This window comes from Streptosporangium sp. NPDC002544 (genome assembly GCF_040295965.1).
Classification (GTDB): Bacteria; Actinomycetota; Actinomycetes; order Streptosporangiales; family Streptosporangiaceae; genus Streptosporangium.
In genome coordinates this window covers 1-26,975 of the sequence record NZ_JBEOWJ010000057.1, presented here as the reverse complement: position 1 = coordinate 26,975, position 26,975 = coordinate 1, and the positions used below count along the sequence as shown (strand labels likewise).

Genomic DNA, 26,975 nt, shown 5'->3' with positions numbered 1-26,975 from the left:
ACTTTCGCGCGCCGTCGGAGACAGTTCAGCGAGAAGAGCCGCTGATGGGAACGCTGATTTTGAGACGCCTCGTCGCGATCGGGCCCGTGATGCTTCTCGTCTCCTTTGCCGTGTTCATGCTGATCGCGCTCATCCCGGGGGATGCCGCGACGACCCTCGCCGGGGGAGCGAACGCCACTCACGAGCGCATCGCGGAGATCCGCGCGGAGTACGGCTTCGACAAGCCCCTTCCAGTCCAGTATTGGGAGTGGCTGCGAGGTGCACTCGTTCTCGACTTCGGCAACTCGCTCATCGACGGGCGACCGGTCATGGAGTCCATTGGGACGCGGCTCCCCGTCACGATGACCATCGCGTGCACCGCGCTGGCCATCGGCGTGCTGGTCGGCTCGGTGGCCGGCATCGTGTCGGGCATGCGGCCGGGGAGCCTGAGCGACAGCCTCGCGGTCCTCGGCGCCAGCCTCGGTATGGCCGTGCCGGGCTTTTGGCTGGCGATGGTGCTCATCGCGGTCTTCTCGATCGAGCTCGGCTGGTTCCCGCCGGGAGGGTTCACCCCGCTGACCGAGGATCCCGCGGGGTGGCTGCGCTCCCTGGTGCTCCCGGCGCTGTCACTGGGAATGCTCGCCGCGGCCACCCAGGCCCGTCAGCTCAGGGCCTCACTCATCGACGTCATGGGGTCGGCGTACGTACGCACCGCGTGGGGCAAAGGCGGCGCGCCCGGTCGCGTCGTCGGCAAGCACGCGCTGAAGAACGCGGCGATGCCGGCGGTCACCATCCTCGGCCTCCAGTTGGGTTCCCTGATCGGCGGCGCCGTGATCATCGAACAGATCTTCAGCGTGCCCGGTCTGGGGAGCTATCTGCTGCAGTCCGTTCTCGCGTTCGACCTTCCCGTCATTCAGGGGATCGTGGTCTTCTTCGCCCTCATCCAGGTGATTCTCATGCTCTTGCTTGACATCAGCTACGGCCTTCTCAACCCGAAGGTGCGTGCGTCATGACCGACCACCCGCGCGACGACGTCCAGATTGTCCATAAGGGGCAGGCGGAGCCCGAGACCCTGATGGGGAATGTGCCCCGGGGCGAGGCGATGGAACCTTCCAACTCGCCCGCCGCCACGAGCGAGGAGCCGCGACGTCGGCAGGGCAGGTCGTCGAACCCACTGCTGCGCGCGCTCCGCCGTTTCGGGCGCAACAGGGCGGCGATGCTCGGCCTCGCCTGGGTCGTGATCATCGTGGTGGTGAGCGCCTTCGCCCCCCTCATCGCGTCTCACGACCCGGCGGCCCAGGACGCCGTCCCCTTCGAGGGCCCGTCCTTTGCCCACTATCTCGGCACCGATGACCTCGGTCGCGACGTGTTCAGCCGCATCGTGTTCGCCTCGCAGGTCGCGCTCCGCGCCTCTTTCCAGATCGTGGGCATGGCGCTCGTGGTCGCGCTGGTGCTCGGTCTCGTGTCGGGGTACGCGGGCAAGGGCGTCGACTACGTCGCCATGCGTCTCATCGACGGCATGTCCAGCTTCCCGCCGCTGGTGTTCGCCATCGCGATCGCCGCGGTCCTCGGGCCCGGTCTCGACAATACCATGATCGCGATTTCGGTGATCTTCATCCCCGGTCTCACCCGCCTCATCCGCGGCCAGACACTGGCGGTCAAGGAGGAGACCTTCATCGAGGCCTCCCGCGCGATCGGGACCAGGACCGCGACCATCCTGTGGAGACGCGTCCTGCCGAACCTCGCCTCACCGTTGATCGTGCAGGTCTCGATCCTGCTCGGTGCGGCGCTGCTCGCCGAGGCCTCGCTGAGCTTCGTCGGGCTCGGAGTCCAGCCGCCCGACCCGAGCTGGGGGCAGATGCTCCGCCGCTCCTACGACTTCATCTTCGCGCACCCCTGGCACATGCTGGCTCCCGGTATCGCCATCGTGCTGGCGGTACTCGCCTGGAATCTCGTCGGCGACGGACTGCGGGACTCCATGGGGCACCGGACGGTGCGGGCTCCGAAGGCCATCCGCAAGGGCGCCCGTCTCGGCGTGACCTCGGTGAAGAGGGACCGGCCCCCGACCGAGGAGGCGAACCCCGCCGCCCTGCTGTCGGTACGTGACCTGCGGATCGAGTTCGCGACGGAGAGCGGGCCGGTCACCGTCGTCGACGGCGTGAGCTTCGACGTGGCTCCCGGCGAGGTGGTCGGTCTCGTCGGGGAGAGCGGGTCCGGCAAGTCGATGACCTCGCTCGGCGTCATGCGGCTGATCCCGACGCCACCGGGCTGGATCTCGGGCGGGACCGTGAACTTCGCGGGCAGGGACGTGCTCGCCATGTCCGCCGCCGAGCTTCGGCAACTGCGCGGCAACGACCTGTCGATGATCTACCAGGATCCCATGTCGAGCCTGAACCCGGCCTTCACGATCGGCAACCAGCTCACCGAGACACTGAGCCTGCACACCGACCTGCGAGGGGCGCGTGCGCGGGAGCGGGCCGCGGGACTCCTCGACATGGTGGGCATCGCCGACCCCCGGGTGCGGCTGAAGCAGTACCCGCACGAGCTCTCCGGTGGGATGCGACAGCGAGTGATGATCGCCCAGGCGCTGGCCTGCGAGCCCAAGCTGCTCATCGCCGACGAGCCGACCACGGCCCTCGACGTCACCATCCAGGCGGAGATCCTCGACATCCTGCGCTCGCTGCAGCGGGACCTCGGCATGTCCATGATCTTCGTGACCCATGACCTGGGAGTGGTCGCCGACATCTGCGACCGCGTCATCGTGCTCTACGCCGGCCAGGTGGTCGAGCAGGCTCCGGTCGAGGAGCTGTTCCACGCTCCGCGGCATCCGTACACCAAGGCATTGCTCAAGGCGATGCCGCAGGTGGCCGGCGCGGGAGAACGGTTGTCCGCGATCCCCGGAGTCGTCCCGCTGCCCGCCGAACTGCCCGCGGGCTGCCGCTTCGGCCCTCGGTGCGCCGATCACGTGTCGCTGTGTGACACGAGGCCCGTCCAGCTCGGCGGCATCCCCCTGCTACACGAGGTCCGCTGCGTCCGCACCGAGGAGCCGAAGGTGGTTCAGCCCCGATGAGTGAGAACATCCTCGAACTCCACGAGCTGCGAAAGGCCTACCCGATCCGGAAGGGCATGCTGGGCCGCACGGTGAACCACGTGCGGGCGGTCGACGGCGTCGACCTCCGGCTGAAGCCCAGCCGCACCCTCGGACTCGTCGGCGAGTCCGGATCCGGGAAGTCCACGCTGGGGCGGCTCGCGCTGCGGCTCATCGACCCCACCGCGGGCCGGGTCCTCTTCGACGGCGCGGACATCACCACGCTGAGCAGGGCGCGGATCCGCAGGCTCCGCCGTGAGATGCAGATGGTCTTCCAGGACCCCTACTCCTCGCTCGACCCGATGGCCACCGTCGGATCCAGCATCGCCGAGCCCCTGCGGACCCACGGGTACGCGGGCGACCGGCAGGACCGTGTCGTCGAGCTACTGGAGATGGTGGGCCTGCAGCCGTCCCATCGGCTGCGCTACCCGCAGGAGATGTCGGGAGGCCAGCTCCAGCGGGTGGCGATCGCCCGGGCACTCGCCTTCAACCCCAAGCTGCTCGTGCTGGACGAACCCGTCAGCGCGCTCGACGTCTCCACCCAGGCGGATGTCATCAACCTGCTCACCGATCTCCAGGGTGACCAGCAGGTGGCCTATCTCTTCATCGCCCACGACCTGGCGGTCGTGCGGCACGTCAGCCATGACATCGCGGTCATGTACCTGGGCCGGGTCGTCGAGTACGGCCCCGCGGAGGAGGTGTACACCCGGCCCAAGCACCCGTACACGCAAGGTCTGCTGTCGGCGATCCCCGTGCCCGACCCGGTCGCGCAGCGCGCCCGGAAACGGATCTCGCTACAGGGTGAGATCCCTTCTCCCGCCCGGCCGCCGGCCGGATGCCGCTTCCACACCCGCTGCCCCTACGTCATGGACATCTGCAGGAGCGTGGAGCCGGATCCGCACGTGGGTGACGACGGGACGACCGTCTACTGCCACCTGCACACGAGTGGGCCCGCGCTGGCGGGCCGGTCGGTGGTCGACCTTCCGCTTCCGCGACGCCGCGAGCCGGTGACCGCGGGGGAGCCGGCCTGAGCCCGCGGGCGACGTCCTGCCCGTGACCGTGTTCACCACCTGATGTGACGGGTGGACCGTTGTCGAAAAATAGAGCTAAATAATTTACTTAATTAATATCAATCTCGCATGCGGGGGTTCATAGCGAGGCAGGTTCCCGCCGGTTGATTTCGGTCCTCCGGCCTATTTGGAGGCATGCAGCATGAACAGACAGCGTCGCAACGGTTCTGTGATCGCCGGACTGCTGGCCGTCGCACTCTCACTGGCCGCCTGTGGCGGCGGTGGCGACACCGCGACCGGTGGCGGTGAGGCGGCGCCCGATTCTGGCGGTGTCCTCGTCCGGGCGATGGACCTCGCCGTAAACGGTGGTCTCGGCTTCGACCCGGCGACCATGGCGACCGGGGAGTACACGAACACGTACCCGGTGACGAACTCCTTCCTGAAGATGGACGCGACCGGTGAGTTCCAGCCGGACCTCGCCCAGGAGGTGAAGATCGTCGATTCCAGCACGATCCGCGTGGTGCTCCGGCCGAACCTGAAGTTCAGCGACGGCGAGGTGCTGGACGCGCAGGCGGCGGTGAACAGCATCAAGCGCACCCAGGAGGGCAAGCCGGCCGGTCTGCGGATGGCCGACGGGCTCGCCCTGATCGCGTCGATGGACGTCGAGTCGCCGACCGAGTTCACGATCAACCTGAGCGCCCCCAAGTCCGGTCTGTTCTACAAGCTCCTCGCGGACGCCGAGACGACCCCTGTCTCGCCGAAGACGATCAGTGTTCCGGGCGACCACGAGCGGGACGTGGTCACCGCCGGCCCGTTCAAGATCGAGTCCTACCAGCCGGGCATCAAGGTGGTGCTGGCCAAGAACGAGCTGTACTGGGACGCCGCCAACGTCAAGCTGAGCAAGATCGAGTACCAGCACACGGCGAACCGGGCCGCCGCCGTCAACGCGCTCCGGGCCGGGACCGTGGACTTCGTGACGGGGACCGCGCTCATCTCCCACTCGGATCGGGAGGGGCTTCCCCCGAACCTCAAGAGCGAGTCCAGGACGCTGCAGGCACCGTGGGTTCAGACCATGTGCATCAGCGACGCGAATCCGCTGGGCAAGCTGAAGGTGCGTCAGGCCCTCAACTACGCCACCAACCGTGACGAGGTGAACAAGCTGCTCTACGCCGGCGACAGCGAGCCGGCCTGGGGGCTGGTGCCCAAGAACAGCCCCGTGTACAGCGAGGAACTGGTCGACCTGTACCCGTACGACGTCGAGAAGGCGAAGCAACTGCTGGCCGAGGCGGGGTACCCGGACGGGTTCTCCATCAACGCGATCACCACCGCCGGGGACGGGCAGCGACACCAGGAGATCGTCCAGAGCCAGTGGCTGAAGGTCGGCGTCAAGATCAACATCATCCCCACGTCGAACCAGGTCGAGGACTGGTTCGTGAACAAGGGGGAGAAGGGGCAGATCAGCGGCTACACGCCGATCCGTCCCATGCCTGACATCTTCCCGCGGGTGTTCACCACCGACGCGTTCGCCAATGTGTGCCACTTCCCGGTACCGACCCTGGACGAGTGCTCCACCCAGGCGACGGCGCTGGACCCGACCACCGAGGAGTTCAAGACGCGGGTCAAGGAGTGCCAGGCGATCGTCGTGAAGGATCTGGCCCTGGGCGTGCCGACGGTCTTCCCGCTCCAGGACATGGTCTACAACGACAAGGTCATCGGGAACATGACCTACCAGACGGACCCCCTGACCCAGTGGCAGCCTGACGTCACCAAGATCTTCATCAAGAAGTCGTAGTCCCGTCCTTCGAAAGGCGAAGGGAGCTCCTCCCATCCCCGAGGAGTGAGCGGGACGAAAGACCCCCGGACGCGGTCCCCTCGCGTCCGGGGGTCTTTCGGTCGGGTGACACCGAGCCGACAGGAAATCACAGACGCAAGTTACCGAGGCGAAGGTCTTCAATTGACGGTGGGCGCGCTGACCACGATGAACGATCGAAACCGCGCGACATCACCCGGAGATCGTCGGTGGTTCAGGAGAAAACAGGGTCGCTTTCGAACTCGGTCGCGGTGTCGAAGGCCGCCGGCACCTCTTTGGAGTAGTCCTCGTGGAGGGAGCGCATGCTGCCGTCGGTGAGCACGAAGAGCTCGTCCCGGCGCACGGCACGCAGGGTCATCCGCGCTACCTGCTCGGCCGTTCGGACCCGGTACCGGAACTGCCCGCTGTCACCCCCGGCGGGAGTGACCTCGGTGGCCGCGGCGCCGCCGAATCGCTCCGGACGATGGCTGGGCGTATTGAGGACGTTGGTCGCCACGCCACCAGGACAGATCACGGTGCACCCGATGCCATGCTCCGCCGGTTCCGGCCGCATGTTCACGGTCAGTGCGATGACGAGCGCCTTCGCGGACGAGTAGGGGGCATGGCGCGGTTGCCACGACGGGATCAGGCCGCCATGGACTCATAGAGCTGTTAGCGAGTTGGTCGGCGTATGTTGGCGACAGCCCGGAACAGCCGAACCCCGAATATGGCAGAGACTTCCGGACGCGGTTTTCGCTCCGCGTCCGGAAGTCTCTGGACAGGTGACGGGTGAGTGCGGTTACCTCAGGAAGAGGCCGAGGGCTTGGCGGCGACCGAGTTCGGCCGCCAGCAGGTCAGGAGCAGCAACGCGGCTCCGCCGCCTCCGGTCGCGGCGGCCACCAGGAGCCCGAGCAGGCCACCGAGGTCGAGCCCCAGGGCGTTGTCAAGGGACGCGGCGCCACCACCCAGAGCGCCGAGCGCGCAACCGGCCGCGATCAGGTTGAGCACGTACTCATAGCCCTCCCCGGGCCGGAAGATGAAGAACCCGTTGCGCAGGTGGTTGGCCACCAGCGCGACGACCATCGTGCCCACGACCCCGGCCGCGGCGAGCGGTGTCGCGAGTCCCAGGATCAGCAGCAGGCCGGCGCCCAGTTCCGTCAGGGTGGCGAAAAGCGCGTGTACCCGCCCGGGGCGGATGCCGATCGACTCGAACCACCGGGCCGTGCCCGGCAGCTTCCCGCCGCCGAACGCGTGGTTCCAACCGTGCGCGATCATCGTGCCGCCAACGGCGACCCGAAGGATCAGGGCGGCGATGTCGATGCCTTCCATGACTGTCCTCTCATCTGCGGACCAGAGATGATCCTTTTACCTGGCGATCAAAGATTTCGTTCGGTGCCCGGAGACCGGGCCATCCGTCAGGCAGGCTCGCGAACCGTCGTCCGCGCCCAGTGGCCCCGGCTGGCGAAGCCGAAGACGACCATGGTGAGCAGCACCCCGCCACCCATGGCCGCGAAGGTCCCTCGCAGGCCGAACGCGTCGGCCATCAGGCCGAGGGGCAGGGCCGCGATGCCGAACGCGCCGAAGCTCAGCATCACCAGACTCTGGATGCGACCGTGGAACTCGACGTCGCTCAACGACATGAGCATGGCCTGACCGAGCGTCTGGAACATCAGGAGGCCGCCGCCCAGCGGCACCAGGATCACCGCGGCCACCAGGAAGGACGGGGTCGCCGCCAGCACCAGGATCCCGACCCCGAACAGGACACCGGCGGCGATCAGCAGGTGCCAGGAGTTCAGGCGGCGCCGGAGGCCACCGAGAAGCATGCCGGCGATGACGGCGCCGAGCGCGGAGACGGCCGAGAGGATGCCGTACCCTGCGGAACCGGCGTCGAACAGGCCGTCGGAGACGGCGGGCAGGAAGGCCAGGTAGGGCAGCCCGATCATCACCACGCAGAAGGTGCAGACCAGGATGCCGGTCAGCTCTCCCCGGCGCCGTACGTAGCCCAGGCCGTCCGCCATCTCCCCGAGGGGAGACCGCGGCGTCGCCGGTTCGGCGCGCGAACCGCGGGGCAGGCCGAAGCCGACGGCGAGCCCGACCGCGAACAGGACGGCGCAGCAGAGAAAGACGGCCTCCGTCCCGTACGACAGGGAGGCGATGACGACGCCGGCCAGGGCCGGACCGGCCACCCGGCTCACCTCGGCGTTGACGAGCATCAGGGCCACCGCGTCGGGAACGTCGTCGGCCGGCACCAGCTGGGTGATGAACGCCATCCGCGCCGGGTTGTACAGAGCGAAGGCGACGGCCTGGATCACACTGGCGGCCAGCAGCATCCAGTAGGCGATGACGTCGAACAACACGGCGAGCCCGATCCACGCGCTGGTGAAGGTGAGCAACCCGATCGCCACCTGCAGCACCATGCGCTTGGGCAGACGGTCCGCGGCCACGCCGCCCCAGGGGGTGGCGACGATCATGGCCACTCCGAACGCCATGAGCACTCCGCCGAGCGCGGCGCTGCTGCCGGTGAGGTCGAAGGCGAGCCAGCTGCGCGCGATGCTCTGTGCCATCACCCCGAGGAACACGATCGTCGACCCCAGCCACAGCCGCAGGAAGGCCCCCACCCGGAGTGTCGCGAACATGCCGGCCCTGGCGCGTGGGGGAGAGGAGACTACCTCGTCGATCGTGCCGGTGGGTTCCAGGGGATTGCTCACTCTTCCTCCATCCACGCCGGCCGGTGGGGGCGGCGGTGGAACCAGTACGGGAAATGACGAAACGGCCGGTTGGTGGCCGAGGAAGGCACACCAACCGGCAAGGCGGCAAATCTGGTCAGACCGTATTGGTGGCGCTGAAGACGGCCTCCTTCGCCTCCAGTGCGGCGATCTGTTCCGCGGTGTAGCCGAGCTCGGTCAGGACGGCCCTGGTGTGCTGACCGACCAGGCACCCGCCGGCCAGCCGCCCGGGTGTCTCGGAGAGTCGGACGGGCAGGCCGTGCCGCAGGATGCGGCCGAAGAGGGGGTGGTCGACCTCGGCGACCAGACCCGTCTCCTTCAGCACGGGGTCGGTGTTGGTGAACGCCGAGTTGGTGTCCTCGAACACGGCCACGCACGCGATGCCCCGCGGAGCCAGGTCGCTCTCCCACTCCTCGGCGTCCCGGCCACGGAAAACCGTCTCCAGTTCGCCGATGAGGGCGTCGTCGTTCGCCGACCGCTGCTCGCCGGTGCTGAATCTCGGGTCCTCCAGGAGGTCGGAACGATCCAGCGCCCGTGCCAGAGTCTCCCACTCCTGCTGCCGGGGCGCGGCGAGGAAGACCCACCCCTCGGCGGCCTGGTAGAGCCGGTACAGGGCATGGAGCCCGTGCAGGTCGGCGTCGGTCATCGGTGCCTCGGGCTTGCCCTCGTAGCGAACGGCGTCGTCGGCGTAGGCCCACAGGTTGCCGCCGAGCATGCTGGTGGACAGGAACTGGCCCTGTCCGGTCCGTCGCTTGTGGTAGAGGGCGAGGACGAGAGACGTGCACGTGACGAGCGCCGCGTTCGAGTCTCCGTCGGTGTAGCCGCGCAGGCGGGGCAGGATCACCGCCTGGAGTTCGGGGACATCCATCCCCTCCGTCAGCGCCGAGTCGAGCCAGAAGCCGGCCTGACGGTGCACCGCCCCGGCGACCGACGAGGCGCACTGCGCGAAGATCGGCCGGTTCGCGAACTCGCCTTCGGTGCCGTAGCCCGCGGAGTGCAGATAGACCAACTTGGGGTTGATCTTCGAAAGGGTCTCGTAGTCGACGCCCTGTCGTTCGGCGACGCCGGGGCGGAAGCCGTTGACGAAGGCGTCGGCCTTGGCCACCAGGTCGTGCACGACCTGGCGGCCCTCCGGCGTCCGGAGGTCGACGGAGATGCTCTCCTTGCCCTCCATGGTCTTCGCCGAGCCGGTCTCGGGCACGCCGAAGGAGAATCGCATCGGGTCGCCCCGGCGGTCCTCGATCTTGATCACCCGTGCCCCAAGGGAGGCGGCCAGCGCCGTGCCGAACGGCATCGCGTAGAAGTAGCCGAACTCCACGACGGTGAACCCGGCCAGCGGGTGCTCCGGCGACGGACCGGATTCCCGGGCGGCGGCGGGTTCCGCCGGCAGCGGACGGCTCTGCCCGACGGCCGGCGCGGAGCCGATGATCCGGGCCGGCGTGGCCTGGAAGTTCGCCAGCGGGCCGACCTGCTCGACGATGCCGACGCGGGGGTCGTTCACCAGCACGACCTCGCCGTTGTGGCGCACCTGCGAGTGGTCGAGCCCCTCCTCGCTGGTGCGGGCCAGTTCGTAGGCGACGTCGGGCTCGGCCCGCAACCGCTCGTCCCACTCGGCGAAGGTACGCTGACGGAACGCCGTCCAGATCTCGTCCTCGAACGCCTGGGCGTCCTCCGCGGTGGGGAACCGCGGCGCGTCACGGAACCGGGGCTCAGCGAGGATGTGCTCCCGGCCGAGAGCCCGCAGCACGGCGGCGGCCTGGTGCGGCAGCAGAGCGGTGAAGAACACCCACCGGCCGTCCTTCGTGCACGGCATGTAGGAGTACCGGCTGGCCGCCACCGTCGCGGGAGGTTTGGTCCCGCCGGAGCCTGAGCCGGCCCGCTGGGGCGTGGGCAGGAGCCCCTGGTTGGACTGCCACTCCATCGTCCCGAAGTAGTCCGACGGCGTGATGCCCTGGAGCAGGGTCGCCTCGACGCGCTGCCCGCGGCCGCTCTGCTCACGCGCGACCAGGGCCGCCACGATTCCGGACACGGCCAGGTGGCCGGCGCCGGTGCTCGCGATCGGGGCGTTGATGAAGATCGGGCCCGGACGGTAGCCGAAGACCCCGCCCGCGCCGAGTGTGAAGGTGCCCGCCTTGGCCTGCACGACGTGCTCGTAGGCTTTCAGCCCCGCGTACGGACCGGTGGAGCCGAAACCCGTGATGGAGCAGTGCACGAGCCCCGGGTTGAGCTCGCGAAGGTCGTCGTAGCCGATGCCGAACTCCTCCGCGACGCCGGGGGCGAAGCCCTCGATCAGCACGTCCGCGGTGGCGGCGAGGGATCGGGCCCGCTCACGTCCCTCAGGGGTGCGCAGGTCCGCCACCACACTCTCCTTGCCCCGGTTGAAGACCAGGAAGGCGGAGGGTGATGACGTCCTGAGCCGGTCACCCTCGGGAGGTTCGACTTTGATCACGCGGGCGCCGTTGTCGGCGAGCAGGACGCCCGCGAGAGCCGTCGGCTGGCTGCCGGCGCCGAACTCCAGGACGGTCAGGCCTTCAAGGATCGGGTGTGTCATTTTCTACTCCGCTGTCAGAGACCTGTCAGGGACGGGGGGACGCGGTCAACCTCGCCGGAGGGCCTGAGAGTTGTGCTGCACCTGCTTGAAGGGAATGCCCTTGTCGGGAGAAGCCTCCCGGGGAAGTCCGAGCACCCGCTCGCTGATCTGGTTGCGCTGCATCTCGTTCGTGCCGCCGGCGACGGTCGCGCTGCGGGCGACGAGCCATTCGACGCCGACGTGCGAGGTGTCGTCCCCCGCGCTCCAGATCGCGGCGCGCTCACCGGCGATCTCCAGGGCGATCTCGTGTCGGCGGTATCCGGACAGGGCGGACAGCAGCTTGAGCAGGGAGGCACCCGGACCGGGGATCCGCCCCGTCCGCATGCCGGCGTTGACCCGCTCAGCGGTGTGGCCGGGCAGGTGTGACAGGACGATCGCCTCGCCGAGCAACTGCCGTACGGTCGGGTCCTTGGCACGCTCCACGCCGCGTACGAGCGAGATCAGCGGGTCCTCGCCGTCGGATGTCTTCGCCTCCCGCGCGTGGTCGTTGTAGCTGTTGCCCCCGACCATGTTGCGCTCGTGGAACAGCAGACGCGAGGCCACCGTCCAGCCGTCGTTCTGCCGGCCGATGATGTTCTCCGAGGGGAGCACCACCTCGTCGAGGAACTCCTCGCAGAAGTGCGCGCTGCCGTTGGCCAGTTTGATCGGGCGGACGGTCACGCCCTCGCTGCGGATGGGCATCAGGATCATCGACAGGCCGCGGTGTTTGGGCGCCTCCCAGTCCGTGCGGCACAGGACCATGGCGTAGTCGGAGAAATGCGCCCCTGTGCTCCAGGTCTTCGCGCCGCTGACGATGTAGGTGTCACCGTCGCGGGTGGCCCGGGTGAGCACCCCGGCCATGTCGGAGCCGCCGCTGGGCTCGGAGAGGAACTGGACCCACAACTCCTCGCCGCGCAGCATGGCGGGGATGTGCCGCCGCTTCTGCTCCTCGCTGCCGTGGTCGAGCAGGGTGGGGCCGAGGATCCCGTGCGTCACCGAGAACAGCCGCGGCAGCGCGTACTCGGCCGCCTCCTCAAGGAAGGCGCGCTGGTGCTCGACCGTCAGGCCCTGGCCACCGTACTCCCTGGGGTACAGGATCCCGGCGAAGCCGCCGTCGAAGAGCAGCCGCTGGAGCTCCCTGCCCCGGCTCACCTGCTCTGCGGAATCCTCGTCGTCTCCCGCCGTGCCCTTGCCACTCGCGGCGTCCGCACGCGGCATGTTCTCGGCGAGCCACGCCCGGGCCCGGCCACGGAATGCCCCGACGCTCTCAAGTTCCCTGTCAGTCACGTCTTGTTCCTCGTGATCTCGTAGCTCAGATTCCGGCGAGCACGCAGAGGCGCTCACGGTGGGCGGCGGGGTCGCCGAAAAGCACGCGGTTCACCGTGGCGCGCCGCAGGTACAGGTGCAGATCGTGCTCCCAGGTGACGCCGATCCCGCCGTGGATGTGGACACAGTCCTGCAGGATGCTCACGGCCTGGTCGCCGATATGGGCCTTGGCCGCACTGGCCAGCTCGGCCGCGCCCGCGTCGCCGTCCTGGATCGCACGGGCCAGCGCGGTGGCCAGCCCGTGTCCGGCCTCCAGCCACAGCTTGTGGTCGGCGAGACGGTGCTTGATCGCCTGGTAGGAGCCGATCTGGCGGCCGAAGGCCACCCGGTCCTGAGCGTATTCCAGGGTCTTCTCGAAGACCTGGTCGAGCATGCCCATCGTCTCGGCGCACTGGAGCGCGATCGCGATCCGCAGTTGGTGCTCCACATCGTCCGCGGCTCCGCCCGCCGTGCCGACGAGGGCCGACGACGGCACCCGCACGCCGTCGAAGTGCAGGGTCGCGAACCGGCGGGAGAAGTCCAGGCTGCCGACCGGCTCGACGGTGAGGCCCGGGGTGTCGCTCCGGAGGATGAGCTGGGTGAGCCCGGCATCCGACCAGACGGTCACCAGGACGTGGTCGGCGAGGTCGCCGGCCTCCACGTAGCACTTCGTCCCGCTCAGTAGGAAATCGTCACCGTCGGTCTCGGCGCGCATCGACACGCTGTCGGCGTCCCACCCGCCCAGCGGCCCGGCGAAGGCCCAGGCCGCGATCGCCTGACCGGAGACGATCTCCTGCAGGACGGTCCCGCGCTGCTCCGCGGAACCCGATCGAGCCAGGGCCGCGGCGACCACGTTGCAGGGGATCAGCGGGCCGGGAGAGAGCAGCCTGCCCATCTCCTCCGCCACGATGACCAGATCCAGCAGCGGCCGGCCGGCCAGGCTTCCGCCGCCGTCCTCCTCTGACACGAGCATGGAGGTCCATCCCAGCTCGGCGCCCTGTGACCAGTAGTTGTCCGGGAGCCTGCCGTGGTCGTCCGCCAGGTCACGCACGAGGCTGAGCGGTGCCTCAGCCTCAAGGAACTTGCGGACCGTCTGCTGAAAGGACCTCTGATCCCCGGAAAGTTCGAGCTCCATGCCCATCCTCTCAGAGCTCGCTGCACGTGGTGCAGCGGCTTTCTTCGTGCGGTGCGTTCGGTGCCGCACAAGCCTCGATCGCGTGAGCATCCTAAGTGGGGCGTATCGGAAAACACAATAATCTAGCGAATCAAACGAGTAGCGGCCTTTTTGTCGGACGCCGACCTGTGTCAGAGTTCCTGAACATGGAGAGTCGTGAGATCGCGGAGTACCGCCGTGAGCGCCCCCGCTGGATTCCCGGTGTTTTCGAGACGACGTTCGACGGCGGGGTGACGACGATGCGAGGGGTGTGCGCCGCCCGCTACGAGGGTGGTCCCCGGGTCGCTCACGGGGGGTGGACGGCCGCGATGATGGACGAACTCCTGGGCACCTGTTCCAACGCCGAGGGGAGCCTGTCCGTCACCGGGACGTTGACGATTACCTACGTCAGGCCGGTGCCCATCGAGCGTGATCTGGTGTGCACGGCCTGGGTGGAGGGCCAGGAGGGGCGACGTCGCCGCGTCCGCGGTGAGATCCGGCTGGCGAGCACCGGCGCGTTGCTCGCCGGTGCGGAGGGGATCTTCGTCGAGACACGGCAGGACCACTTCGGCAGGCACGAGGCATGGCTGGCCGGTCAGGAGGGGGAATCGGCCGAAGCTCACCGTGGCGCGTGATCGAGGGGGGCGGCTCCATGCCTGGTAATCGCACTATTAGTAAGATAATATCGCTACCGATTCGTGGACGGCATCGATGAGGTGCCCCGTTCCCCGGAGGCTGATGATTGATGAGGAGGGGATCGTGGTAGCAAGACGTTTCCCGATCGAGGCCGGGCACATCGCGATGTTCGCACGGGCGATCGGTGATCAGAACCCGGTCTATTACGAGGAGTCGGCGTCGGACACCGAGATGGGCGGCGTCATCGCACCGCCCACCTTCGTCATGGCCGCCGCCCAGTTCGATCCGGAGTGGGGTCTGCGGCCCCAGCCCGGCCGGCCGTGGATGGGGTCGGGACGTACGCCCAGCGGTACGGCCGGACTGGACGGGGCGGACGAGAACGACGGCGGGACGGGGTTGCACGCGGAGCAGCACTTCACCTACCACCGGCCGATCCGGCCGGGCGACGTGCTGACCGGCGAGAGCCGGGAGGGCGAACGGTGGGAGAAGCAGGGTAAGCGCGGCGGCGCGCTGAAGTTCTCGGAGATCATCGTCGACTACCGGGACGCCGACGGTGAGCTGGTGGTCACGTCGAGGATGGTCGGCGTGCGGACCGAGCGGGCACCGAGCGAGGGAGAGGCGTGATGGGGCTGCGCGGGAAGGATCTGTCGGTGGGGGATTCGCGGGAGTCGACGGTGGTCGACGATCTCACGCGTACCCAGCTCGTCATGTACTCCGGGGCCTCCGGTGACTACAACCCGCTGCACTCCGACGAGGTCTTCGCCACCCAGGTGGCGGGTTTCCCCGGTGTGTTCGCGCACGGCATGCTCACCATGGCGATGACCGGTAAGGCCCTCACGGACTGGGTGGGCGACGGCCGCCTGAAGACGTTCGGCGTCCGGTTCCGTGGTCAGGTGTGGCCCGGTGACACGCTGGTCGTCACGACCGTGGTCGAGGAGCTGCGCGCCGTGGACGGCGGGTCGCTGGTGGATTTGAAAGTCACCACGAGGAACCAGAAGGGCGATGTCGTGCTGGCCGGTACCGCGACGGCGCGGCTTGACGACTAGGTGAACGTCCGGGCGCGGTGTCGTGCGGGCACGGGCGCGCACGACACCGCGCGGCCGGCCGGGACCGGTGGACGGGGAGTGACGTGGATGCGAGGAGGAGTCATGGCCGACGCGCATCGCGCCGCGGACGTGCTCGGTCGCGCCGTCCCGGCGCCGCCCGGCCCTGCCGGGTTCGAGTGGCGGTCGGCGGGCCTCCCCGCCGGTGAGGCAGGGGGGCATGGTGGGATATCCCGCCGATCGGGAGGCTGATGTCCTGCTGGCGGACGGCGGGGTCGTGCACCTGCGACCGGCCCGGCCGGATGACGAGGCGGCGATCCGCGCGATGCACCGGCGGTTGTCCGCCAGGACGATCGAGCTGCGCTTCTTCGAGTCCTTCCCCCGGCTCCTCGACCACGACGTGGCCCGGGTGCTTTCGGCGGACCGGCACGACCGCGTCGCGCTGCTGGCGACGCTCGGCGAGGACGTCGTGGGACTCGCGTACTACAGCCGGTCGGGCGAGCGCGATGAGGCGGAGATCGCCTTCCTGATCGAGGACGCCCATCAGGGACGCGGGCTCGGATCCATCGTGCTTGAGCATCTCGCCGTGGCCGGCCGGGAGGCCGGGCTGCTGCGGTTCACCGCCGAGGTACTGCCGGGCAACCGGGCCATGATCGCCGTCTTCCGGGACGCGGGCTTCGACGTGGAGGCCCGCTTCGACTCCGGGGCGATCCGGCTCAGCGTCGACCTGGAACCGACACCGCGCTCCCGCGAGGTCATGAGGGCGCGCGAGCAGCACGCCGAGGCGCGTTCCGTCGCGCGAATGCTGACCCCGCGGTCGGTCGCGGTCATCGGCGCCAGCCGCCGGCCGGGAACGGCCGGCTACGAGATCTTCCGGCGGATCGTCGAGCCGCCGTTCGCCGGTCCCGTCTACCCGGTCAACCCGACGGCGGGACACGTCGCGGGTGTCCTGGCCTACCCGAGCATCCTGGACGTTCCCGGGAACGTCGACGTCGCCTTCGTCGTGACACCGCCCGAGCCCATTTTCGAGGTCATCCGGCAGTGTGCTCGCAAGGGGGTGCATGCGCTCGTCGTCCTGTCGAGTGGATTCGCGGAGACCGGCGCCGAGGGCCGGGCACGTCAGGAGGCCCTCGTGGCGCTGGCGAGGTCGCACGGGATGCGGCTGGTGGGCCCGGCGTGCATGGGGATCATGAACACCGACCCCGCGGTCTCGCTCAACGGCACGCTGGTGCCACGACTGCCAAGGCGCGGGCGGGTGGGTTTCTTCGCGCAGAGCGGGGCGCTGAGCGCCGACGTGCTCGCCAGGGCGGTCGCCCGGGGAGTCGGCGTCTCCGTGCTGGTGTCCGCGGGCAACCGGGCGGACGTCTCGGGAAACGACCTGCTCCAGTACTGGCTCGACGACCCCTCGACCGACGTCGTCCTGCTGTACCTCGAAACCTTCGGTAACCCTCGCAAGTTCGCCCGGCTGGCCCGGGCGGTGTCCAGGCGCAAGCCGGTGGTCGCCGTCCAGGCGGTGGCGCCGCGGGACCGCACCCGTTCCGAGGCCATGTTCCGGCAGGCCGGGGTGATCCGGGTCGACACGCTGGGGGAGCTGCTCGACGTGGCCACGCTGCTGAGCCGTACGGCTCTGCCCGAGGGCAACCGGGTCGCCATCATCGGCAACATGATGTCGCTGGGCGGTATCGCCGCCGCCGCCTGCGCGGTGCACGACCTGGAGGTCGCGGGAGGGCAGCCGGTCGATCTGGGGGCCGTCGCGAGTGTGGACGACCTCGCGGAGGCCCTGACGCGTGCGCTGGCCGATCCGGAGGTCGACGCCGTGGTCACCGCCTTCGTGCCTCCGCTGAAGGGGCCGGAGGCCTCCGGCCGGGTGATCGAGCGGCTTGCCGCAGGAAGCCGGAAACCCGTCCTGGTGACGTCACCGGGAGTCTTCGAGGGAGGCGTCCCGTCGTACTCCTCGCCGGAGGAGGCGGTGCGTGCCCTCGCCCACGCGGTGCGCTATGCCCGCTGGCGTGACCTGCCGGTCGGCGGTGTGCCTGTTCTCGGCGGGATCGACAGGCGCAGGGCCGCGGCCGTGATGAGCGGCATCGAGTCCGCGGATGGCACGGAGCCGGCCGCCGAATCCCTGCTGTCCCTGCTGGACGCTTACGGCATCCCGGCGGCCTCGACGGGATCCGTTCCGGAGGGGGTGGCGGTCACCGTCGGGCTGTCGGACGACGCGGTCTTCGGCAGGGCGCTGTCCTTCGGGATCGGTGGGATCGTGACGGACCTCCTGGAGGACCGCTCGTGGCGGGCGCTGCCGATGACGGACGCGGACGCGGCACGAATGGTCCGTGAGGTGCGGGCCGCGCCCGTCCTGTTCGGTTACGGCGGACGCCCGCCGGTCGACGTGGTGGCCGTCGAGAATCTGCTGATGCGGCTGGCACGGATCGGAACGGATCTGCCGCAGTTCTCCGAACTGCGGCTCACCGCGGTCTGCGCCGGCGACCGCGTCGAGGTGCTGACGGTCCGGGGCAGCCTCACGCCACCCACTGAGCTGGACGAGGGCCCGCGGCGGCTGGACTAGCGGAAGACGCGGTGTACCTCGCCATCGCACCTGTTCGTCGTTTTATTAGTAAGATAATCTAGCTATTATCACAGATGGTCAGCCTAAGCCGCCGATCCGTGCGGAGACGGCTGATATGGATGGAGAGGACGGACCCATGACCCTGGTGTTCACGGAGGAGCACGAAGCGCTGCGCGGTTCGGTGCGGGCCTTCCTTGAAGACAGGTCGCCGGAGTCGGAGGTGCGCAGGCTCGCCGAGACCGCCGACGGCTTCGACCCCGGTGTGTGGGAGCAGATGTCCCAGATGCTGGGCCTGCCGGGCCTCATCGTGCCCGAGGAACTGGACGGCGCGGGCGCCGGATACGTCGAACTCGGCATCGTCCTGGAGGAGATGGGACGGGCGCTGCTGCCCGCGCCGTTCTTCTCCACGGTGGTGCTGGGAGTCAACGCCCTGCTGCTGTCCGGCGACGGGGACGCGCAGAAGGCGTACCTCCCCTCGATCGCCGCGGGACGGCTGCGGGCCACGCTCGCGGTGGCGGAGGCCCGGGACGTCTGGTCGGAGCAGGCGATCGAAACACGGGCGACGCGCTCCGGGGATACCTGGGTACTGGACGGCGTGAAGGACTTCGTCCTGGACGGTGCCACCGCAGAGCTGGTTCTCGTCGTCGCCAGAGCCGAGGACGGTGTCGGGCTGTTCGCCGTGGACGCCGGTGCCGCCGGTCTGACCAGTACGCCGCTTGAGACCCTTGACCAGACCCGCAGGCAGGCGCGGCTCACGTTCGCGTCCACCCCGGCCACCCTGGTGGGGGAGACCCGAGACGGCTGGCGCGTCGTCGCCGAGGTACTCGACCGCGCCCTCGTCGCTCTGGCGGCCGAGCAGGTCGGGGGTGCGCAGAAGGTGCTGGAGATGGCGGTCGGGTACGCGGCCACCCGCGTGCAGTTCGGCCGGCAGATCGGCTCCTTCCAGGCGATCAAGCACCGCTGCGCCGACATGCTGATCGACGTGGAGAGGGCCAAGGCGGCGATGTACCAAGCGCTGTGGACGGTCGACCACGAACCGGCGGAGACCTCGGCCGCGGCCGCCCTCGCGAAGGCGTTCTGCTCGGAGGCCTACTTCGATGCGGCGTCCTCCAACATCCAGGTGCACGGCGGGATCGGATACACCTGGGAGCACCCCGCGCACCTGTACTTCCGCCGGGCGAAGAGCTCCCAGCTGCTGTTCGGGACGCCGGGGCACCACCGCGAGGTCCTGCTCCAGAAGCTGGCGGTCTGAGAGATCTGGACCGGAGAATGGACATGATGCAGCCGGTGCCCGGGGAAGAGGCGGTGCCGCGCTTCGCGTCGATGGACGACGTGCGCACGCGGCTGTCGGGCGTCGACTACCTGGCCGACGCGATGATCTCCAATGTCGTCCACCTGGCCGACAGACTCAAAAAGCCCATCCTGGTGGAGGGGCCCGCGGGTACCGGCAAGACGGAGCTGGCGAAGTCCGTCGCCCGGATGACCTCCGCCCGGATCATCCGGCTGCAGTGCTACGAGGGGCTGGACGAGTCCAAGGCGCTGTACGAGTGGAACTACAAGAAACAGCTTCTCCGGATCCAGGCGCAGTCGGCCATCGAGAACACCACGACCTGGCAGCGAATGGAGGATGACATCTTTCGGGAGGAGTTCCTGCTGACCCGGCCGCTGCTGGAGGCGATCTCGGCGCCGGACCCGGTGGTGCTCCTCATCGACGAGGTCGACCGGGTCGAGGTCGAGACCGAGGCGCTCCTGCTCGAGGTGCTGTCGGACTACCAGCTCTCCATCCCCGAGTTGGGCACCGTCACGGCCTCCCAGGTGCCGATGGTCTTCCTCACCTCCAACAACACGCGTGACCTGTCGGAGGCACTCAAGCGGCGGTGTCTGTACCTGCACATCGACTACCCCACCATGGAACGGGAGCGGGAGATCATCCTGCGCCGCGTTCCCGGTATCGACGTCCATCTCGCCGACCAGGTGTCTCGGGTGGTGCGGTCGCTGCGCACCCTGGACCTGAAGAAACATCCCTCCGTCTCGGAGACCCTGGACTGGGCGCGGACGCTGCTGCTGCACGGCGTCGAGACGATCGGGGAGGATGAGGTCCGCGAGACCCTGTACGTCCTGCTGAAATACAAGAGCGACATCGACAAGGCCGGCGAGCGGCTCGCGGAAGCCCTTCGGGGCTAGGCCGTGTCCGACGGAGACCAGGGGAGACGCTCAGGCCTCGACGAACTCCACCGCGGCCTGGACGCAGCGCATGTCGGACGGCGCGGCGAAGTGGTCGACCCCGGGAAGAACGCGCAGCCGGGCGTCCGGCAGCGCCGCCACCAGCGGGTCGGCCGGACCGGCCGGGTCACGCTCACCGATCACCACCAGCACCGGGCACGTCACCTTGGCGAGGTCCGCTGCCTCCGGACGCCGGGAGGGGCGGCGCAGGAAGGCGGCGAGCGCGAGCGGGTCGTTGCCGGCCGTGTCGGCGAGGCGGCGGAACAGGGTCGCGACGACGTCCTCGGGGTCGGGAGCCCCGGTCAGTGCCCGGGCGAGCGGCTCGACGTCCACCTGCCGGTCGAGCACGTCACCGCCGATACCGATCAGCACCAGCCGGCGGAACCGGTCCGGGTGCCGCGAGGCGAGACCGAGCAGGATGTGGGCGCCGGCGGAGAACCCGACGGCGTCGACGACCGGGTGGTCCGTGATGGCGTCGAGGACCGACTCGTCGACGTTCGCGTACTCGGCCGGATCGTGTGGGCGAGGGGCGGTGCCGTGACCCGGCAGGTCCACCGGAATCACCTGCCGTCCCTCGTCGGCCAGGATGTCCAGCCAACCGGCGCGGCTCCAGCCGTGTTCGGACGAGGATGCGAAACCGTGCAGCAGAAGCACCGGGGAACGTTCCATGTCGCAGACCTTAACCTGGCGGGAGATCAGCCTTGAACCCGAGTATGTTCGACCTGCTCGCCGGTTTCTTCGGCGAACTGCGCGCGGCGGGCCTGCCCGTCTCGCTCACCGAGACGATCGACGCCACCGAGGCGCTGTGGCACGTCCCGCTGGAGGACCGGGCGGCGCTGCGGAGCGCGCTCGCGAGCACCCTCGTGAAGAACGCCGCCCACACCGAGGCGTTCGACACGGTGTTCGAGGTGTACTTCTCGCTCCGGCGGTCCGCGCCGGGACAGCACGGGGAGACGGCCGGTCGGGGGCCGGAGGGTGTGGTCACGGGTGGTTCGGGGGGCGGGGCGATGGAGTCGCTCACCGCCGAGGAACTCGCGGAGATGCTCTACCGGGTCCTGCGGTCCGGTGACACCGCGACGACCAGGTTGTTCGCCGCCGAGGCCGTCACCCGTCACGCGGGAATGCAACCCGGCCGGCCCGCGGGAGTCGGCTACTACCAGTTCCGCACGCTGAAGCCGTTCGACCTCGACGCCGTGCTCGCCCGCCTCGCCGGGGAGACGACGGCGGGGGACGGCGCCCCGGTGAACGCGCTGGAGGCGCACCTGATGCGCCAGGAGTACGAGCACCGTGCGGTCCTGCTCCGTCAGGAGGTGGAGGCCGAGATCCGCCGGAGGCTCGTCGCCGACCGAGGCGCGGAGGCGGTGGCCAAGACCCTCCGCACCCCGCTTCCCGAAGATGTCGACTTCATCCACGCCTCGGCGGAGCAGCTGCGGTCCATGCGGCACGTGATGGTCCCGTTGACCAGGAAGCTCGCGCTGCGCCTGGCGCGCCGGCGCCTTCACCGGCGTTCGGGGCCGCTCGACTTCCGCGCCACGGTCCGCCGCTCCCTGTCCTCGGGCGGGGTCCCGCTGGATGCCAGGTACCGGCGTGCCCGCCCCTCCAAGCCGGAGATCGTCGTCATCGCCGACATCTCCGGCTCGGTGTCGTCGTTCGCGGCCTTCACCCTGCAGTTCGTGTACGCCATCAGCACCCACTTCTCCAAGGTGCGGACCTTCGCCTTCGTGGACGGCATCGACGAGGTGACCGGTCATCTGGAGGCCTCAGACGACCTGCTGGAAGTGGTCCACCGGCTGAACAGCGAGGCCGATGTCGTCTGGGTCGACGGTCACTCGGACTACGGCAACTCCCTGGCGGTGTTCTGGGAGCGCTGGGGGCAGCAGCTGACCGCCCGGAGTTCGGTGATCGTCCTCGGTGACGCGCGGAACAACTACCACGTCTCCGAGAGCTGGACGCTGGATCGGATCCGCCGTCGTGCGGGGCATCTGTTCTGGCTGAACCCCGAGCCGGAGTCCTACTGGAACACCGGCGACTCGATCATCGGCGAGTACGGCCGCCACTGTGACCGGGTCGTCGAGTGCCGCAACCTGCGGCAGCTGGAACGGTTCGTCGAGGAACTGGCCTGAGATCGTCCCGGTGCGGGGCGGCGCCCCGGGTGAGGCCAACCGATGAGTGCCGGCCTCTGTCCACGAATCCGCGCATATAGTAAGATAATTGTATGAAATATCGGGCTCTTGGTAAGACCGGCCTCAAGGTCAGCGTCTTGTCGCTCGGTGGGATGATGTTCGGGAAGTTCGGCAACCCGGATCATGACGAGTGCGTTCGCATCGTGCACCGGGCCCTCGACGCCGGAATCAACCTGATAGACACCGCCGACGTCTACTCGAACGGCGAGTCCGAGGAGATCATCGGCCACGCGGTGGCCGGGCGCCGCGACGAGGTCATCCTCGCCACGAAGTTCGGCCAGCCGGCGGGAACGCTCAACGGCCGTGGAGCCTCCCGCCGATGGATCGTGCGCGCCGTCGAAGGAAGCCTGCGCCGCCTCGGCACGGACTACCTGGACCTCTACCAGCAGCACGTACCCGACTCGGACGTGGACGCGGAGGAGACCCTTCTCGCCCTGGACGACCTCGTCCGGTCCGGCAAGGTCAGGATGATCGGCTCGTCGAACTTCCCCGCCGAGACGATCGTCGAGTACCGGTGGGCCGCGGAGCGGCTCGGGACGAACCGGATGATGACCGAGCAACTGCCCTACAACGCCTTCGTGCGGCAGGCCGAACCCTCGGTCCTGCCCACCTGCCGGCGTTACGGTCTCGGTGTCCTCGTCTGGAGCCCACTCAACATGGGCTGGCTGGCCGGCAAGTACCGGCGCGACCAGGCGCCGGATGAGGGGACGCGGGCGGCACGCAAGTTCGCCCGGATCCCCTGGGTCGCCGGGGACGATCCCAGCATCGAGCGCAAGTACGACCTGGTGGAGCAGTTGAGCGCGCTGGCCGTGGACGCGGGTGTCAGCCTGAACCACCTCGCGCACGCGTTCGTCCTGGAGCATCCCGCGGTGACGAGCGCGATCATCGGGCCCCGGCTGCCTCACCACCTTGAGGACGCGCTGGGGGCCGCCGACGTCAGCCTTCCGCGGGAGGTGCTCGACCGGATCGACGAGCTCTGCCCGCCGGGACGGGACGTCGGGCCGCGGGACGCGATGGCCGTGAACGCGAACCTCCGCCGGGCGGCCCGGCGGAGGCAGGCAGGGGAAGGCTGAAAGGTTCCGAGATGTGGATGGGAGCACCATGAAGATCGTGGTCTGTGTGAAGTACGTCCCCGACGCTCAGGAGGAGCGCACGTTCGTGCCGGATGACAGCACCACCGACCGGACCGGTGGGGGAGGGTTGCTGTCGGAGCTGGACGAGTACGCGGTCGAGGCGGCGCTCAAGCTCAGGGATTCCGACGGCGGCGAGGTGGTCGCGCTGACCATGGGGCCGGCGGAGGCGGCGGAGGCGGTGCGCAAGGCGCTGCAGATGGGGGCGGACTCCGGGGTGCACGTGCTGGACGCGGCGCTGCGCGGTTCGGACGCGCCGGCGACCTCACTGGTGCTGGCCGAGGCGATCCGCGGGATCTCCGAGGGAGGGGCGGTCGATCTCGTGCTGACCGGGATGGCGTCCACGGACGGGGGGATGAGCGTGGTGCCGGCGATGCTGGCCGAGCGGCTCGGGCTGCCGCAGGTGACGTTCGCCTCGGAGTTGGGCGTGGACTCCGGTGTGGTGCGAATCCGCCGCGACGGTGACGTCTCGACCGAGACGATCGAGTCCCGGCTGCCGGCTGTGGTGAGCGTGACCGACCAGATCAACGAGCCGAGGTACCCGTCGTTCAAGGGGATCATGGCGGCGAAGAAGAAGCCCCTGCGGACATGGGGCCTGGACGACCTCGGCGTGGACGCCGGGCAGGTCGGCTCGGCCGGTGCCCGGACCAGGGTGGAGTCGTTCACCGCCCGCCCGCCGCGCGAGAAGGGCGAGGTCGTGACCGACGAGGGTGAGGGCGGCCTGAGGCTCGCCGAGTTCCTCAGCGCGGGCAAGTTCGTCTGATCCGCCTTCTTCACCCGACTTCCCAGAGAGGAGCAGCTCACATGACCGAGGTCCTCGTGCTCGTCGACCACGCCGACGGCACTGTCCGCAAGACCACTCACGAACTGATGACGATCGCCCGCAGGATCGGCGAGCCGTCGGCGGTGTTCATCGGCGACGGCCTGGAGGGGGCCGTTGAGGCGCTGGCCGAGTACGGCGCCGAGAAGATCTACGTGGTGCCCGCCGAGGATGTCACCGAGTACCTGGTGGTGCCCAAGGCGGAGGTGCTGGCCCGGCTCGTCGAGCGGACCGGTCCGGCCGCGGTGCTGCTGCCGTCGTCCTTCGAGGGCAAGGAGATCGCAGCCCGCCTGGCGATCAAGACCGGCAGCGGCCTGATCACCGACGCCGTCGACCTGACCGTCGAGGAAGGCCGGATCACCACGGTCCAGTCGGTGTTCGCCGGCTCCTACACGGTGGTGGCCACGGTGACCCGCGGCACGCCGATCATCACGGTGAAGCCGAACTCGGCCACCCCGCGGCCGGCGGCCGGTAGGGCCGAGCGCGTCGACGTCCAGGCCGACGTCTCCGAGGCCGCGAAGGCGGCGCGGATCGTCGAGACCAAGCCGAGAGGGAAGAGCGAGCGCCCGGAACTGGCCGAGGCCGCGATCGTCGTCTCCGGCGGGCGCGGCACGGGCGGCGACTTCAAGCCGGTCGAGGCGCTCGCCGACGCCCTCGGCGCGGCCGTGGGCGCGTCCCGGGCCGCGGTGGACGCCGGCTGGTACCCGCACCAGTTCCAGATCGGCCAGACGGGCAAGACGGTGTCGCCGCAGCTCTATGTGGCGGCCGGGATCTCCGGTGCCATCCAGCACCGGGCCGGCATGCAGACCTCCAAAACCGTCGTCGCGGTCAACAAGGACCCCGACGCCCCGATCTTCGAGCTCGTCGACTTCGGTGTCGTCGGCGACCTGTTCACCGTTCTGCCGCAGGCCACCGGGAAGATCACCCAGGACTGAGCCGGAAAGGCTGCCCGGCCTGACCGCCTCCCAGGTACTTCCCGCTCGGATCGGTTGAATATAAAGTGCAATTATCTATAGCAAAGGTTCGGAGGCAACGTCGTGAACCGCCTACCGCTTGTGGACTATCTGGTCCTGGGTGAGGAGCCACATCTCGTGGCGAACGAGTGCACCAACTGCGAGGCGCGGTACTTCGACCGCCGCAACGCGTGCGCCGCCTGCGGGTTGCAGGAATTCAAGCCGGTGGACATCGCCCGCACCGGCATCGTGAGGTCGTTCACGATCGTCAGCTTCGCGGCGGAAGGGGTCAAGGTCCCGTTCGTCGCCGCTGTCGTCGACTGCGACGGCACCAGCGTGCGGGGAAACATCATCAACACCCCGCCGGACCCGGAGCACATCGCTCTCGGGATGGCGGTGCGCCTGACGACGGTCCCGGTCGGGACCGACGCCTCGGGCGTGGAAGCGGTCGGATACGGCTTCGAGCCGGTCAGCTGAGGAGACAGCGGTGTCGGAGAATGTGTGGATCCTCGGTATTCACATGACCAAGTTCGGTAAGCACAAGGACAAGGATGTCCTTGACCTCGGTTCCGAGGCCGTGATCGGCGCGCTGGCCGACGCCGGTGTGGGGATCAAGGACGTCGGTGTCCTGGGCGCGGGCAACCTCATGGGGCAGGGGGGTGGCTTCGGGCAGAACCTGCAGAAGCAGATCGGCCAGACGGGCATCCCGGTCTACAACGTCGCCAACGCGTGTGCGACCGGTGCGACGGCGCTCCGGGTGGCGGTCATGGCCATCAAGGCCGGCGAGACGGACATGGGCCTGGCGGTCGGTGTCGAGAAGCTGTCCGGCTTCGGGCTGCTCACCGGGAGCGGACGGGCACAGCAGGGCGAGACTTGGGAGCCCAAGGGCCGGTACGGGGCGGTCGCCCCGCTCGACGGTCTCGTGGGCACCGAGACGATGCCGGGGGTGTTCGCGCAGATCGGCATGGAGTACGGGCACAAGTACGGCGGCGCGGACTTCGAGCTCTTCGCCAAGATCTCGGAGAAGAACCACGCCCACTCGACGCTGAACCCGAAGGCCGCTTATCAGAAGCGGTTCACGCTCGAAGAGATCATGAACGACGTGATGATCGCCTACCCCAACACCCGGCCGATGTGCTCGGCCAACTGTGACGGGGCGGCGGCCGCCGTGGTGGTCAGCGAGAGCAGGCTCCGCACGCTCTCGCTGGAGCAGCAGCGCCGGGCCGTCAAGATCAGCGCGTCGGTGCTGACCAGCGACCCGTGGCAGGAGGCCTGCCAGGTGCTCCCCGACATCAACACGTTGACGCGCCAGGCCTCGACCATGGCGTACGAGCAGGCCGGCGTGGGGCCGGAGGACCTGGACCTGGTGGAGCTGCACGACTGCTTCGCGACCGCCGAGCTGGTGCACTACGACAACCTCCAGCTCTGCGAGCCGGGCGGTGCCGTCGACTTCTTCAACTCCGGCGCGACGTGGCGTGACGGGCGCACGCCGGTCAACGTGTCCGGCGGCCTGCAGTCGAAGGGGCACCCGGTCTCCGCCACCGGGATCGCGAACATCTGGGAGGTCGCCACCCACCTGCGGGGCGAGGCCGGCGAGCGTCAGATCCCGAACGCCAAGGTGGGACTCGCCCACGTCATCGGGCTCGGGTCGGCCTGCGGCGTGCACATCCTGGAGAAGTCCGCGTTGTAGGCGGACGTAAAGCGGCTCGCTCCCCACCCCCCGCGGGGGGTGGGGGGCGGGCCGCGGTCGCCGCCCAGCCGGGCCCCGAGGCAGGGGCGCAGAGAAGGGGTAGGACCAGGGCCGG

The 26,975-nt window shown here is 69.1% G+C and carries 23 protein-coding genes; 16 read left to right on the top strand and 7 right to left on the bottom strand.

Going from position 1 to position 26,975, the window contains the following annotated elements; genetic code table 11:
- Positions 1-44 precede the first annotated feature (44 nt).
- The 4 genes from ABT061_RS46065 to ABT061_RS46050 all read left to right on the top strand — a co-directional run bounded on the left by ABT061_RS46065 (position 45) and on the right by ABT061_RS46050 (position 5,869).
- Positions 45-992, top strand: coding sequence for an ABC transporter permease (locus ABT061_RS46065; protein WP_350930035.1), 948 nt, complete (start codon positions 45-47; stop codon positions 990-992).
- Positions 989-3,049: a dipeptide/oligopeptide/nickel ABC transporter permease/ATP-binding protein gene (locus ABT061_RS46060; protein WP_350930034.1), complete on the top strand. Its 2,061-nt coding sequence runs from the start codon at positions 989-991 to the stop codon at positions 3,047-3,049. The genes ABT061_RS46065 and ABT061_RS46060 overlap by 4 nt, the downstream gene beginning before the upstream one ends.
- The gene (locus ABT061_RS46055) at positions 3,046-4,098 is read left to right on the top strand and encodes an ABC transporter ATP-binding protein (protein ID WP_350930033.1); all 1,053 of its coding nucleotides are present in this window, start codon (positions 3,046-3,048) and stop codon (positions 4,096-4,098) included. The genes ABT061_RS46060 and ABT061_RS46055 overlap by 4 nt, the downstream gene beginning before the upstream one ends.
- A 181-nt stretch (positions 4,099-4,279) precedes the next feature.
- Positions 4,280-5,869, top strand: a complete 1,590-nt coding sequence (locus ABT061_RS46050; RefSeq protein WP_350930032.1) for an ABC transporter substrate-binding protein — start codon at positions 4,280-4,282, stop codon at positions 5,867-5,869.
- 232 nt (positions 5,870-6,101) lie between these two features.
- Here ABT061_RS46050 and ABT061_RS46045 read toward each other — a convergent pair whose 3' ends face one another.
- From ABT061_RS46045 to ABT061_RS46020, 6 genes are all read right to left on the bottom strand, one after another.
- Positions 6,102-6,512: an SDR family NAD(P)-dependent oxidoreductase gene (locus tag ABT061_RS46045; RefSeq protein WP_350930054.1), complete on the bottom strand. Its 411-nt coding sequence runs from the start codon at positions 6,510-6,512 to the stop codon at positions 6,102-6,104.
- Positions 6,513-6,670: 158 nt separating this feature from the next.
- Positions 6,671-7,195 carry a DoxX family protein gene (locus ABT061_RS46040; RefSeq protein ID WP_350930031.1) on the bottom strand — a complete coding sequence of 175 codons (525 nt, stop codon included), beginning with the start codon at positions 7,193-7,195 and terminating at the stop codon, positions 6,671-6,673.
- Positions 7,196-7,281: 86 nt separating this feature from the next.
- Entirely contained in the window at positions 7,282-8,574 is a 1,293-nt protein-coding gene (locus ABT061_RS46035) for an MFS transporter (RefSeq protein ID WP_350930030.1), read from the bottom strand.
- A gap of 115 nt (positions 8,575-8,689) precedes the next feature.
- On the bottom strand, positions 8,690-11,143 hold the full coding sequence (locus ABT061_RS46030; RefSeq protein WP_350930029.1) for a CaiB/BaiF CoA transferase family protein: 2,454 nt from the start codon (positions 11,141-11,143) through the stop codon (positions 8,690-8,692).
- 45 nt (positions 11,144-11,188) lie between these two features.
- Positions 11,189-12,448 carry an acyl-CoA dehydrogenase family protein gene (locus ABT061_RS46025; protein WP_350930028.1) on the bottom strand — a complete coding sequence of 420 codons (1,260 nt, stop codon included), beginning with the start codon at positions 12,446-12,448 and terminating at the stop codon, positions 11,189-11,191.
- 25 nt (positions 12,449-12,473) lie between these two features.
- Positions 12,474-13,601: an acyl-CoA dehydrogenase family protein gene (locus ABT061_RS46020; protein ID WP_350930027.1), complete on the bottom strand. Its 1,128-nt coding sequence runs from the start codon at positions 13,599-13,601 to the stop codon at positions 12,474-12,476.
- A 185-nt stretch (positions 13,602-13,786) separates the two neighbouring features.
- Here ABT061_RS46020 and ABT061_RS46015 point away from each other — a divergent pair, with 185 nt between their 5' ends.
- The 6 genes from ABT061_RS46015 (at position 13,787) to ABT061_RS45990 (ending at position 20,045) form a co-directional block, all read left to right on the top strand.
- A complete protein-coding gene (locus ABT061_RS46015; protein WP_350930026.1) occupies positions 13,787-14,254 on the top strand; it encodes a PaaI family thioesterase in 468 nt (155 codons plus the stop codon).
- A gap of 124 nt (positions 14,255-14,378) precedes the next feature.
- A complete protein-coding gene (locus tag ABT061_RS46010) occupies positions 14,379-14,879 on the top strand; it encodes an FAS1-like dehydratase domain-containing protein (protein WP_350930025.1) in 501 nt (166 codons plus the stop codon).
- Positions 14,879-15,301: a MaoC/PaaZ C-terminal domain-containing protein gene (locus tag ABT061_RS46005; RefSeq protein ID WP_350930024.1), complete on the top strand. Its 423-nt coding sequence runs from the start codon at positions 14,879-14,881 to the stop codon at positions 15,299-15,301. The genes ABT061_RS46010 and ABT061_RS46005 overlap by 1 nt, the downstream gene beginning before the upstream one ends.
- Before the next feature lie 217 nt (positions 15,302-15,518).
- Positions 15,519-17,861 carry a bifunctional acetate--CoA ligase family protein/GNAT family N-acetyltransferase gene (locus ABT061_RS46000; RefSeq protein ID WP_350930023.1) on the top strand — a complete coding sequence of 781 codons (2,343 nt, stop codon included), beginning with the start codon at positions 15,519-15,521 and terminating at the stop codon, positions 17,859-17,861.
- Between the two features lie 136 nt (positions 17,862-17,997).
- Positions 17,998-19,113 carry an acyl-CoA dehydrogenase family protein gene (locus ABT061_RS45995; protein WP_350930022.1) on the top strand — a complete coding sequence of 372 codons (1,116 nt, stop codon included), beginning with the start codon at positions 17,998-18,000 and terminating at the stop codon, positions 19,111-19,113.
- A 35-nt stretch (positions 19,114-19,148) separates the two neighbouring features.
- The gene (locus tag ABT061_RS45990) at positions 19,149-20,045 is read left to right on the top strand and encodes an AAA family ATPase (protein ID WP_502991630.1); all 897 of its coding nucleotides are present in this window, start codon (positions 19,149-19,151) and stop codon (positions 20,043-20,045) included.
- Between the two features lie 30 nt (positions 20,046-20,075).
- Here ABT061_RS45990 and ABT061_RS45985 read toward each other — a convergent pair whose 3' ends face one another.
- Complete coding sequence (locus ABT061_RS45985; protein WP_350930021.1) at positions 20,076-20,753, bottom strand: alpha/beta fold hydrolase; 678 nt, start codon at positions 20,751-20,753, stop codon at positions 20,076-20,078.
- 32 nt (positions 20,754-20,785) lie between these two features.
- On the opposite strand from ABT061_RS45985, the gene ABT061_RS45980 reads away from it, so the two are divergent.
- The 6 genes from ABT061_RS45980 to ABT061_RS45955 all read left to right on the top strand — a co-directional run bounded on the left by ABT061_RS45980 (position 20,786) and on the right by ABT061_RS45955 (position 26,860).
- Positions 20,786-22,207, top strand: coding sequence for a vWA domain-containing protein (locus ABT061_RS45980; RefSeq protein ID WP_350930020.1), 1,422 nt, complete (start codon positions 20,786-20,788; stop codon positions 22,205-22,207).
- Positions 22,208-22,299: 92 nt separating this feature from the next.
- On the top strand, positions 22,300-23,340 hold the full coding sequence (locus ABT061_RS45975; protein ID WP_350930019.1) for an aldo/keto reductase: 1,041 nt from the start codon (positions 22,300-22,302) through the stop codon (positions 23,338-23,340).
- 28 nt (positions 23,341-23,368) lie between these two features.
- Positions 23,369-24,160: an electron transfer flavoprotein subunit beta/FixA family protein gene (locus ABT061_RS45970; protein ID WP_350930018.1), complete on the top strand. Its 792-nt coding sequence runs from the start codon at positions 23,369-23,371 to the stop codon at positions 24,158-24,160.
- 41 nt (positions 24,161-24,201) lie between these two features.
- The gene (locus tag ABT061_RS45965; RefSeq protein WP_350930017.1) at positions 24,202-25,152 is read left to right on the top strand and encodes an electron transfer flavoprotein subunit alpha/FixB family protein; all 951 of its coding nucleotides are present in this window, start codon (positions 24,202-24,204) and stop codon (positions 25,150-25,152) included.
- Positions 25,153-25,254: 102 nt separating this feature from the next.
- Complete coding sequence (locus ABT061_RS45960) at positions 25,255-25,647, top strand: Zn-ribbon domain-containing OB-fold protein (protein ID WP_350930016.1); 393 nt, start codon at positions 25,255-25,257, stop codon at positions 25,645-25,647.
- Positions 25,648-25,657: 10 nt separating this feature from the next.
- The gene (locus ABT061_RS45955) at positions 25,658-26,860 is read left to right on the top strand and encodes a thiolase family protein (protein WP_350930015.1); all 1,203 of its coding nucleotides are present in this window, start codon (positions 25,658-25,660) and stop codon (positions 26,858-26,860) included.
- The last annotated feature ends 115 nt before the right edge of the window (positions 26,861-26,975 follow it).

Coding starts and splice junctions, on each gene's coding strand:
- ABT061_RS46065 (WP_350930035.1), top strand. CDS start 45: ATGGGAACGCTGATTTTGAGACGCCTCGTCGCGATCGGGCCCGTGATG.
- ABT061_RS46060 (WP_350930034.1), top strand. CDS start 989: ATGACCGACCACCCGCGCGACGACGTCCAGATTGTCCATAAGGGGCAG.
- ABT061_RS46055 (WP_350930033.1), top strand. CDS start 3,046: ATGAGTGAGAACATCCTCGAACTCCACGAGCTGCGAAAGGCCTACCCG.
- ABT061_RS46050 (WP_350930032.1), top strand. CDS start 4,280: ATGAACAGACAGCGTCGCAACGGTTCTGTGATCGCCGGACTGCTGGCC.
- ABT061_RS46040 (WP_350930031.1), bottom strand. CDS start 7,195: ATGGAAGGCATCGACATCGCCGCCCTGATCCTTCGGGTCGCCGTTGGC.
- ABT061_RS46030 (WP_350930029.1), bottom strand. CDS start 11,143: ATGACACACCCGATCCTTGAAGGCCTGACCGTCCTGGAGTTCGGCGCC.
- ABT061_RS46020 (WP_350930027.1), bottom strand. CDS start 13,601: ATGGAGCTCGAACTTTCCGGGGATCAGAGGTCCTTTCAGCAGACGGTC.
- ABT061_RS46015 (WP_350930026.1), top strand. CDS start 13,787: ATGGAGAGTCGTGAGATCGCGGAGTACCGCCGTGAGCGCCCCCGCTGG.
- ABT061_RS46005 (WP_350930024.1), top strand. CDS start 14,879: ATGGGGCTGCGCGGGAAGGATCTGTCGGTGGGGGATTCGCGGGAGTCG.
- ABT061_RS46000 (WP_350930023.1), top strand. CDS start 15,519: ATGGTGGGATATCCCGCCGATCGGGAGGCTGATGTCCTGCTGGCGGAC.
- ABT061_RS45995 (WP_350930022.1), top strand. CDS start 17,998: ATGACCCTGGTGTTCACGGAGGAGCACGAAGCGCTGCGCGGTTCGGTG.
- ABT061_RS45985 (WP_350930021.1), bottom strand. CDS start 20,753: ATGGAACGTTCCCCGGTGCTTCTGCTGCACGGTTTCGCATCCTCGTCC.
- ABT061_RS45975 (WP_350930019.1), top strand. CDS start 22,300: ATGAAATATCGGGCTCTTGGTAAGACCGGCCTCAAGGTCAGCGTCTTG.
- ABT061_RS45970 (WP_350930018.1), top strand. CDS start 23,369: ATGAAGATCGTGGTCTGTGTGAAGTACGTCCCCGACGCTCAGGAGGAG.
- ABT061_RS45965 (WP_350930017.1), top strand. CDS start 24,202: ATGACCGAGGTCCTCGTGCTCGTCGACCACGCCGACGGCACTGTCCGC.